General features: G+C 67.4%; 9 protein-coding genes, 2 rRNA genes and 1 pseudogene (1 of these 12 cut by a window edge). 1 reads left to right on the forward strand and 11 read right to left on the reverse strand.

The genetic code is table 11. The features are described from left to right. Positions 1-120: 120 nt before the first annotated feature. Positions 121-1,335 (forward strand): DUF5667 domain-containing protein, encoded by a 1,215-nt coding sequence (locus tag ABZO29_RS19910; RefSeq protein WP_367321542.1) that lies wholly within the window; start codon positions 121-123, stop codon positions 1,333-1,335. Positions 1,336-1,410: 75 nt separating this feature from the next. Here ABZO29_RS19910 and ABZO29_RS19915 read toward each other — a convergent pair whose 3' ends face one another. The 11 genes and pseudogenes from ABZO29_RS19915 to ABZO29_RS19965 all read right to left on the reverse strand — a co-directional run. Continuing rightward, on the reverse strand, positions 1,411-2,466 hold the full coding sequence (locus tag ABZO29_RS19915) for a lysophospholipid acyltransferase family protein (protein WP_367321543.1): 1,056 nt from the start codon (positions 2,464-2,466) through the stop codon (positions 1,411-1,413). Between the two features lie 14 nt (positions 2,467-2,480). Then, complete coding sequence (locus ABZO29_RS19920) at positions 2,481-3,539, reverse strand: NAD-dependent epimerase/dehydratase family protein (RefSeq protein WP_367321544.1); 1,059 nt, start codon at positions 3,537-3,539, stop codon at positions 2,481-2,483. A 283-nt stretch (positions 3,540-3,822) separates the two neighbouring features. Then, a complete protein-coding gene (locus ABZO29_RS19925) occupies positions 3,823-3,921 on the reverse strand; it encodes an AURKAIP1/COX24 domain-containing protein (protein WP_003948845.1) in 99 nt (32 codons plus the stop codon). Between the two features lie 184 nt (positions 3,922-4,105). Continuing rightward, positions 4,106-4,318 (reverse strand): helix-turn-helix domain-containing protein, encoded by a 213-nt coding sequence (locus ABZO29_RS19930; RefSeq protein ID WP_004984898.1) that lies wholly within the window; start codon positions 4,316-4,318, stop codon positions 4,106-4,108. Positions 4,319-4,447: 129 nt separating this feature from the next. Continuing rightward, the gene (locus tag ABZO29_RS19935; protein WP_367321545.1) at positions 4,448-5,263 is read right to left on the reverse strand and encodes a phosphatase; all 816 of its coding nucleotides are present in this window, start codon (positions 5,261-5,263) and stop codon (positions 4,448-4,450) included. Between the two features lie 250 nt (positions 5,264-5,513). After that, a complete protein-coding gene (locus ABZO29_RS19940; RefSeq protein WP_367321546.1) occupies positions 5,514-6,686 on the reverse strand; it encodes an acetoin utilization protein AcuC in 1,173 nt (390 codons plus the stop codon). Continuing rightward, on the reverse strand, positions 6,637-7,848 hold the full coding sequence (locus tag ABZO29_RS19945; RefSeq protein ID WP_367321547.1) for an MFS transporter: 1,212 nt from the start codon (positions 7,846-7,848) through the stop codon (positions 6,637-6,639). The genes ABZO29_RS19940 and ABZO29_RS19945 overlap by 50 nt, the downstream gene beginning before the upstream one ends. 82 nt (positions 7,849-7,930) lie before the next feature. Beyond that, positions 7,931-8,305 (reverse strand): annotated as a pseudogene (locus ABZO29_RS19950) (VC0807 family protein); the annotation flags it as partial. 52 nt (positions 8,306-8,357) lie between these two features. Continuing rightward, complete coding sequence (locus ABZO29_RS19955; RefSeq protein WP_367321548.1) at positions 8,358-9,002, reverse strand: HAD family hydrolase; 645 nt, start codon at positions 9,000-9,002, stop codon at positions 8,358-8,360. 64 nt (positions 9,003-9,066) lie between these two features. Further along, positions 9,067-9,183, reverse strand: a 5S ribosomal RNA gene (gene rrf / locus ABZO29_RS19960). 79 nt (positions 9,184-9,262) lie between these two features. Further along, positions 9,263-10,353: ribosomal RNA gene (locus ABZO29_RS19965) — 23S ribosomal RNA — on the reverse strand (it continues 2,031 nt past the right edge of the window).

Genomic DNA, 10,353 nt, shown 5'->3' on the forward strand with positions numbered 1-10,353 from the left:
GGCTCCCTGTGGTCACTCCCTGGCCGACTCCGATCACTCGATCGTGTGGATGTGGTCAGGGCGTGCAACCCTCAGGACCCCCTGGGGAGTCGACCGTCATGACGAGAGGAGGTGCCGCCAGTGATCGCGAACGTATCGGCGCACCGGCGGGCGAACGCCTTCGCCCAGGCCCTGGAGGACCAGTCCGACCAGGGCACGGCGGCCGAGCAGTCCGAAGGATCGGCACCGTCCCCGGCTGCTGCGGAGAAGACCGAGCAGGGCCACCTGTTGGCCCTCGCGACGAGTCTCGGCGAGCTGCCCAAACCGGAGCTGGACCCCGAGGTCAAGGTCGTCCAGCGGGCCCAATTGGTGGCCGCGTTCGAGGCCATGCTGCGGGAGGGCGCGGGAGGCGAGGCGGACCCTTCGGTGCCCGAGCAGCGTTCCCATCGGGCCCGCGGTGCTCACCGGGCGACCCCACTGGGCAAGCTCCGCCCGCGTTCCCGGCTCGCCAAGGGCCTCACCGCGGGCGGACTGAGCGTCGGTGTGGCCGCGGGAGCCTTCGGCGGAGTCGCCGCCGCGAGTTCGGACGCCCTGCCCGGTGACTCGCTGTACGGCCTCAAGCGAGGCATCGAGGACTTCAAGCTCAACTACCTGTCCGACGGGGAGGACGAGCGCGGTCAGGCCTATCTGGACCAGGCCTCGACCCGGCTCAGCGAGGCCCGGCGGCTGATGGACCGCGGCCGCGCCGGCCACCTCGACCACGAGTCCGTCGGCGAGATCCGCCGCGCCCTGTCCGGCGTGCAGCACGACGCGTCGGAAGGCCACCGGCTGCTGCACGAGGCCTATGAGCGCGACCCCGAGTCCCTGGGTCCCATCCAGGCCCTCTCCACGTTCTCCCACTCGCACCGCCAGGCCTGGGGCGCACTCCGCGACAAGCTGCCCGTCCAGCTCGGGGACGTCAGCGAGCAGGTGTCGTCGGTGTTCGACGCCATAGACCAAGAGGTCGCCCCGCTGCAGTCCCTGCTGCCGCAGAACCCCGCCCAGGGCGGCGACGGCCGACAGGGCTCGGGATCCGCGTCCACCGGCCCGTCCGGCTCCGGCCAGTCGTCCGCGCCCAGCACCGGCCACGGCTCCTCCGACGGGAGCACGTCCAGCAGCCCCAGCAACCCGGTCGGCACAGGCAACAGCGACGGCCTCCTCGGCGGCACCACCGGCGGCCTGCTCGACCCGCCCCAGAGCACCGGCAGCGCCTCCCCGACCACCAGCTCGCCCACCACCGAGCCGGACGTCACCCTTCCCCCACTCCTCCCGGGCCTCCTGCCCGGCCTGGGCATCAACGACGCGGACACCGACTAGACAGCCGTACGACGACGGGGGCGCCCCTCCTCAGGAGGGGCGCCCCCGTCGTCGTACAAAGGCGGACGTCAGACTTCAGAAGAACACCGACCGCCGCTGCACCAACAACTTGTACAACGTGTGCTGAATCTGCTCCCTCACCTGATCCGTCAGGTTGAACATCAGCATCGGATCCTCAGCCGCCTCCGGCGGATAGCCATCCGTCGGAATCGGCTCACCGAACTGGATCGTCCACTTGGTCGGCAGCGGAATCGCCCCCAGCGGGCCGAGCCACGGGAACGTCGGCGTCAGCGGGAAGTACGGAAAGCCCAGCAACCTGGCCAGCGTTTTCGCGTTGCCGATCATCGGGAAGATCTCCTCCGCCCCGACGATCGAGCACGGAATGATCGGCGCGCCCTTGCGCAGGGCCGTGGAGACGAAGCCGCCCCGGCCGAAGCGCTGCAGCTTGTAGCGCTCGCCGAAGGGCTTGCCGATGCCCTTGAAGCCCTCCGGCATCACCCCGACCAGTTCGCCCTGCCCGAGCAGCCGTTCCGCGTCCTCGGCGCAGGCGAGGGTGTGGCCGAGCTTGCGGGCCAGCTCGTTGACCACCGGCAGTACGAAGACGAGATCGGCGGCCAGCAGCCGGAGGTGACGATTCGCCGGGTGATGGTCGTGGACGGCGACCTGCATCATCAGGCCGTCGAGCGGCAGCGTCCCGGAGTGGTTGGCGACGATCAGCGCCCCGCCCTCCGCCGGGATGTTCTCGACACCCTTCACCTCGACCCGGAAGTACTTCTCGTACACCGGGCGCAGCAGGGACATCAGGACCTGGTCGGTCAACTCCTCGTCGTACCCGAAGTCGTCGACCTCGTAGTCCCCGGTGAGCCGGCGGCGCAGGAAGGCCAGCCCGCTCGCCACCCGGCGCTCCAGGCCACCGCCGTCCTCCTGCGGCCGCTGCGGCGGCTCTTCCTCACGCGTCACGGGAACATCATCCTGCGCGGCAGCCCTGCTGGGCAGGGGCTGGACCTCCCGGACCAGTGCGGGTTCGGCGTTCTTGAGCCGGCTCCCCGCGCCCCGGCGCCGCAGCGGCCGCTGTACGGCGCTCCCGCGGGACCGGTCGTCGTCGAACGGAATGACCTTGGCGTCCGCCATCGTTGATGCGCTCCTCAGTTGGCGCTCTGCGTCGGGTGGCCGCTGCCCGGCAAGGACAGCGCGGCGATCCGGTCGACGGCCCCCGCAAGGGCCTCCGGCGGCAGCAGCCCGGGTCCATGGCTGCGCGCGAAGTCCGCGAACGTCCCCGCGGTCGTGTACTTCGGCTGGAATCCCAGCGTCTCGCGCATCTGGTCCGTCGCCACGACCCGGCCGTGCGTGAGCAGCCGGATCTGCTCGGGCGAGAAGTCCGTCATACCCAGCGTACGCACCAGTGAGCCCGCCCACGTGACCGCCGGAAGCAGCAGCGGCACCGTGGGGCGGCCGAGCCTCCTGGAGCACTGGGAGAGCAGCAGAACGCCGTCGCCGGCGATGTTGAAGGTGCCGCTGTTGAGCGTGCCTCGCTCCGGTTCGTGCGAGGCGATCCGCAGCACCTCGATCACGTCGTCCTCGTGCACGAACTGCAGCCGCGGGTCGTAGCCCAGCACGGTCGGCAGGATCGGCAGCGAGAAGTACGAGGCGAGGGGCGTGTCCGCGGTCGGGCCCAGGATGTTGGCGAACCGCAGCACGCACACGGCGACATCCGGCCGCCGCCGCGCGAAGCCCCGCACATACCCCTCGACCTCGACCGTGTCCTTCGCGAACCCGCCGCTGGGCAGCGACTTGGGCGGGGTCGTCTCGGTGAACACGGCCGGATCCCTGGGCGCGGACCCGTACACGTTCGTACTGGACTTGACGACCAGCCGCTTCACGTTCGGGGACTTCTGGCAGGCGCCGAGCAGCTGCATGGTGCCGATGACGTTGGTCTCCTTGACCGTGGCCCGGCTCCCGCTGCCCAGCGCGGTGGCCGTCACATCCATGTGGACGACCGTGTCGGCACCCGACTCGGCGAGCACGCGCGCAATGGTGGGCTGCCGGATGTCGGCCTGGATGAAGTCGGCGCCGCCCAGATGGTGCTCGGGCGGAACCGCGTCCACGGCCACGACCCGGTCCACCTGAGGGTCACGCTGGATCCGTCGTACGAACCGGCCCCCCAGCTGACGGGCCACTCCGGTCACGAGCACGACCTTGCCCAAGATCAGTGCCTTCCTTCCGCCCTCGTCCAGCCTTCGTCGTTCCGCTGCTCGTACCCTGCCGCGTTCCCCGTCTGACGGCCAACTTAGCGGGTCGATGTTGCGCTGTGATGACCACCCGATGCACGAAGTGACGAGAAGTCGCGGTCATACGACCAGATCGGCCGGGGTGCAGGTCCGGCGTACGCACAGCATTCGGCCCACCGCACGATCCGAGCAATATGAGTGTGGCCCCCCACCATCCGGTGGGGGGCCACAACACGCTCTCGCGGCTCGCGTCGCGAACTTACTTCTTGTTACGACGCTGAACGCGCGTGCGCTTGAGCAGCTTGCGGTGCTTCTTCTTGGCCATCCGCTTGCGCCGCTTCTTGATAACAGAGCCCACGACTACCCTCGCTCACTTCTCATCACTCGGTGTTTGGGCGCCATGGGCCCACACGACCTACGAGGGGCTAGCCTACCCGCCCGAGCGCTGAGGTCGTAATCGAGGGTGCGGGGAGACCCGGGAAGTGCCCTGTACTGCCTTTACCGCAATGTACTTCCCTGGTGCGGATCTCCCCACGACGCCTTCAGGCGGTTTCCACCCCCACATAGCTCTCGCGGAGGTACTCGTGTACCGCTTGCTCCGGGACGCGGAAGGACCGCCCCACCCGGATCGCGGGCAGATGACCGCTGTGCACCAACCGGTACACGGTCATCTTCGACACTCGCATCACCGAGGCGACTTCCGCCACGGTAAGGAACTGAACCTCGTTCAGAGGCCTCTCGCCAGCTGCAGCCATGACACACCTGAACCTTCCGCACTCGACGGCCACCGGCTTCCCCTTCCGGTGACTCTTCGTCGTTGCGTGCTCACTCCCCAATGTAGGGGCGGGTGATGCGAGTGGGGAAGAGGTGCACCCATCGGCGGCCTACTGTGACAGACACGCTCGATTGAGTACGTAGCGGGTAAGCGGCCGGTAGTAATCAGACCGCACAGCGTCATCAAGTGGAACGACGACGGACACGGACCCCTCGACCTCGCCCACGAAGAGCGCGGGGTCATCGGTATCCGCGAGACCAATGGCCTCAAACCCCAGCTGACCTGCTCCGCAGACCCACCCGTGATCCCCGATGACAAGCTCGGGCAACGGCCCGCCCTGCTCGGCCGCGGCGGCCAGGGCCGTCCGAACCGGGAGGGGCGAGTGACTGTGTGCGCCGGGCTCACTACCGGGGCGTGCGACGCCGGGTTCCCGGACGAGCGCGACTCCTCGTACGTAGTCAAGGTTGTACGTGCGTAGACCGAACCGGGTCGTTATGTCGACACAGCGACCCTGCGCCGGGGTGAGGACGGTACATCCAGCCGCCGACAGCGCGTCTGCCAGAGCGGCGTAGAACCCGAGCAGCCGCTGCGGGTGCCCGGTGCCGAGAAGCACGGGCGCGCGGCCCTGCGCGGCGGCCGCGAGCCGTTCCGCAAAGGCGTTGAGGGCAGCCAGCGTGCGCTCCGGATCGATCACGTCGTGGCCGGCCGTGTGCTGCGGATCGGCCGAAACCCCACACTTGTCAGCCATCAACTCGATCAATTCCAATGACCCCCACGACCGTTCAGGATCGATCCCGATCAGTACCCGGGGGTCACGAGCCGCGAACAGCCGATAGCTGCGCAGACTCTCCTCCCGCAAGGTCGCCACAGGCCCAGCAAGCCGAGCAGCAAGCAGATGAGCGCGCAGCGCGCCGGTGCTCAACACGTCAGCGATGGTGACGGACGGGCGAAGGGGCAGGCACGGGAACCGGGAAACACCGCACAGTTGGCGTAACGCACGGCATGCGCAGCCACGCCGTCAGACTGCGGGCATGAGTGCCGCCTGGGGCGATGGGGGTCCCCCCACTCGAGCGAAGTCGAGAGTGGGGGAGGGTGGGCGCAGGCGGCACCCGTCAGCGCCGGGCTGCGCGACCCACCGGCGGCCCGCACCAATCCCCGCGCACTTGTTCAACCGCTCACGCCAACAACCCCCGCAACGGAAACACCGCCCGCCGAGTGGCCAACACAGCCTGATCCAACCGATCCGCGGGGTCGTACCCGTCCTCCCAGTCCGCCCAGGACACAGGCCACCGCCCATCAGTCATCCGCACCGGCCCCAACTGACGGGTCCGAGCAAAGACCTCCTGCCGCCACCCCTCAGGAATCACCGCCTCCGGCTCCACAGGCCGCCCCGCCGCAATCCCCACGAGATGGGTCCAGGACCGCGGCACAACCTCCACCACCGCGTATCCACCCCCGCCGAGCGCCACCCACCGCCCGTCGGCGTACGAATGCGCCAGCTCATGACAGGCGACCTGCACAGCCCGCTGCGCATCCAGCGAAACAGCCAGATGCGCCAACGGATCCTCGAAGTGCGTATCGGCCCCGTGCTGGGTCACCAGCACCTGCGGCCGGAAATCAGCGATCAGCTCCGGCACCACCGCGTGAAACGCCCGCAACCACCCCGCGTCCCCGGTCCCCGCCGGCAACGCGACATTCACGGCCGAGCCCTCCGCGCGCTCCGCCCCCGTCTCCTCCGGCCACCCCGTCTGCGGAAACAAGGTCCGAGGATGCTCGTGCAGGGAGATCGTCAGCACTCGCGGATCGTCCCAGAACGCCGCCTGCACCCCGTCCCCGTGATGCACGTCGACATCCACATAGGCGACCCGCTCGGCCCCGAGCTCCAGCAACCGGGCGATCGCCAGCGAGGCGTCGTTGTAGACGCAGAACCCCGACGCACCCCCCGGCATCGCATGGTGCAGCCCGCCCGCGAAGTTCACCGCGTGCAGCGCCTCGCCACGCCACACGGCCTCCGCGGCCCCCACGGACTGACCGGCGATCAACGACGACACCTGGTGCATACCGGCGAAGGCGGGATCGTCCATGGTCCCCAGCCCGTACGACATGTCCGCCGCGCCGGGATCCGCCGAAGCCGCCTTCACGGCCTCGATGTAGTCCTCCCGGTGGACGAGCCGCAACGTGGAGTCCCCCGCCGGCTTCGCCGCGACGACGTCCACCTCACGATCAAGCCCGAAGGCATCGACGAGCCTCCAGGTCAGGGCAAGCCGGACCGGGTCCATCGGATGCTCCGGTCCGAAGTCATAGCCCGTTACTGCCTCGTCCCACATCAGCTGTGCGCGGCCGCTCATGCCCGCCACCGTATCGGTCCGGTTGAGCGGCGAACGAACGGGCGTACACAAGTGTCACCAGCACCAACACCATCGGCACCAGCATGGCCCCGCGGTAGCTCCACGCGTCCCCCAGCGCCCCCACCAACGGCGAACCGATCAAAAAGCCCACATAGTTGAAGACATTGAGTCGCGCGATGGCGGTATCGGACGCCCCGGGAAACAGACGTCCAGCCGCGGCGAAGGTCTGCGGCACCAGCACGCACAGCCCAAGCCCCAGCAGCGTGAACCCGAGCATCCCGACCCACGCCCCGGGCGCCGCCGCCACCACCGCGAACCCGAGCGCCGCCAGCAGTGCCCCGCCCCGCACCACCGCCGCGGCCCCGAACCGCCGCACCCCGAAGTCCCCGATACCCCGCCCGATCAGCGTGGTCACCATGTACACGTTGTACGGCACGGTCGCCAACTGCTCGGAACTCCCCAGCACGTCCTGCAGGTACTTCGCACTCCAGTTGGAGACGGTCGAGTCCCCGATGTACGCGAAGGTCATCACAAGACAGAGCGGGAGCAGCAGCTTGAAGACGAACGGCCCGGCCTCGCCGCCCTCCTTCTCCGCAGGCGCGGGATCCCCGTCGACGTACCACCGGCTCCCGACCAGAACGGCCGGCAGCAGCAGGACCACGACCGGCAGGTACGACAGGAACAACGCCACATGCCAGTGCGCGCCCACCCAGGCCAGCGAGGCCCCCAGGATCCCACCCAGGCTGTACGCGGCATGGAAGCTCAGCATGATGCTGCGCCCGTACGTCCGCTGCAGGCTCACCCCGAGCATGTTCATCGAGGCGTCGAGCGCACCCACGGCGAGCCCGAAGGCGGCGAGCGCGACCCCCAACTCCACCATGCGGTCCCCTGCCCCGACCCCGAGCAGCGCCAGGAGCACGACAGGCTGGGACCAGCGCAGCACCAGACTGGGCCGTATTCGCTTGACCAGATACTCGGTCGTCACGCTCCCGGCCCCGGCGAGGATCGGCACGGCGGCGAGGAAGGCGGGCAGCAGCGCATCGGAGACCCCATACCGGTCCTGGATGGCCGGGATGCGCGTCACGAGCAGCGCGAAGGCGACCCCCTGCGCAAAGAAACCGAACGCCAACGAGGCCCTACCGCGCCGCAGCACTTCTGTCATGGCGGCGAGCGTAGGGCCCCGGCGTACTCGTGGGTAGATCAAGCCAAAGATGAATTCCCCTCAGCTTTGATTTGCCGCGCCGTCAGGCGGCGACGGCGGCCGCGGGCTTCACGGTGGAGACGGCCGCCGCCTCCACCTGCGCGGCGATCAGCCGCTGCATGGGCTCGGCGGCGAGTCCGCCGCTCACCACGAAGGCGATCACCATCGCAACGATCATGACGACCGATCCGAGCCACACCATGGTGTCCACCGGCACGGTGTACGCACCCACGATCCGCACGACGCACTCCGGGAGCAGCACCACTCCCCAGACGACGGAGAAGGCCCGCTCCGACCGCCGGAGGGCCGCCGCCCCTGCCCCAAAGCCACCCGCGAGCCGCTCCCAGGCGGCCTCCTTGGCCGCATCCCCCTTCACCAGGAACGGCTTGAGCCCGACGGTCATCATCGGCCTGGAAACGAACGTCCGGAGCCCCGCATGACATTTGTCAGTGCCCCAGGGATGGCCGAGGTCATACGAGCAGGCCGGCCAACTCCCCCATGTCGGAAAAGAGTTGAGTGGCCCCTGCGAGCCGCTCGGCGGGCGTCATGGCCGTGAACCCGTAGACGTCCATCCCGGCCGAGACGGCCGCCCGCACCCCGAGCGGACTGTCCTCGACGACGACACACTTCTCCGCAGCCACACCCATCCGCTCGGCCGCGTACAGGAACAGATCCGGCGCCGGCTTCCCCCGACCCACGTCCTCCGAACTGAAGATCCGCGAATCGTCGAACCATCGGTCCAGCCCGGTCGTCCGATGCCCCACCCGAATCCGCTCATGACTACCGGAGGACGCCACGCAGTACGGCACCCCGTCCGCGACAAGCTTCTCGAGCACCCCGACGGCCCCGGCCACCGGCACCAACTCCCGCTCGAAAGCCGCGAACACGCGCCCGTGAAAGACGTCGTCGAAGTCCACCGGCAACCGCTGCCCGGTCCGCTCCTCCACCAGGTCGTGTACGCGGTGCATGGCGGCGCCCATGTAGTCGCGCAGGGAGTCCTCGTAGGAGGTCGGGTGCCCGAGCTCGGTGAGGTAGGCCGCCAGGAGCCGGTTGGAGATGGGCTCGCTGTCGACGAGCACGCCGTCGTTGTCGAAGATGACAAGGTCATAACGCATGACTAGACCCTAAACGCAGAAAACCCCCGTACCAATTTCTGGTACGGGGGTTTTCCCAAGAATTGTTCGGCGGTGTCCTACTCTCCCACAGGGTCCCCCCTGCAGTACCATCGGCGCTGTAAGGCTTAGCTTCCGGGTTCGGAATGTAACCGGGCGTTTCCCTCACGCTATGACCACCGAAACACTATGAAGTCCGACCGGACCGTACACACACATACGGGGTCGTTGCCTCAGAACTAACACAGTGGACGCGAGCAACTGAGGACAAGCCCTCGGCCTATTAGTACCGGTCAACTCCACACGTTACCGTGCTTCCATATCCGGCCTATCAACCCAGTCGTCTACTGGGAGCCTTACCCCATCAAGTGGGTGGGAGTCCTCATCTCGAAGCAGGCTTCCCGCTTAGATGCTTTCAGCGGTTATCCCTCCCGAACGTAGCCAACCAGCCATGCCCTTGGCAGAACAACTGGCACACCAGAGGTTCGTCCGTCCCGGTCCTCTCGTACTAGGGACAGCCCTTCTCAAGACTCCTACGCGCACAGCGGATAGGGACCGAACTGTCTCACGACGTTCTAAACCCAGCTCGCGTACCGCTTTAATGGGCGAACAGCCCAACCCTTGGGACCGACTCCAGCCCCAGGATGCGACGAGCCGACATCGAGGTGCCAAACCATCCCGTCGATATGGACTCTTGGGGAAGATCAGCCTGTTATCCCCGGGGTACCTTTTATCCGTTGAGCGACGGCGCTTCCACAAGCCACCGCCGGATCACTAGTCCCGACTTTCGTCCCTGCTCGACCCGTCGGTCTCACAGTCAAGCTCCCTTGTGCACTTACACTCAACACCTGATTGCCAACCAGGCTGAGGGAACCTTTGGGCGCCTCCGTTACCCTTTAGGAGGCAACCGCCCCAGTTAAACTACCCATCAGACACTGTCCCTGATCCGGATCACGGACCCAGGTTAGACATCCAGCACGACCAGACTGGTATTTCAACGACGACTCCCACCATACTGGCGTATGGCTTTCACAGTCTCCCAGCTATCCTACACAAGCCGAACCGAACACCAATATCAAACTGTAGTAAAGGTCCCGGGGTCTTTCCGTCCTGCTGCGCGAAACGAGCATCTTTACTCGTAGTGCAATTTCACCGGGCCTATGGTTGAGACAGTCGAGAAGTCGTTACGCCATTCGTGCAGGTCGGAACTTACCCGACAAGGAATTTCGCTACCTTAGGATGGTTATAGTTACCACCGCCGTTTACTGGCGCTTAAGTTCTCAGCTTCGCCCACCCGAAAGTGAGCTAACCGGTCCCCTTAACGTTCCAGCACCGGGCAGGCGTCAGTCCGTAT

This window comes from Streptomyces sp. HUAS ZL42 (assembly GCF_040782645.1).
Lineage (GTDB): Bacteria > Actinomycetota > Actinomycetes > Streptomycetales > Streptomycetaceae > Streptomyces.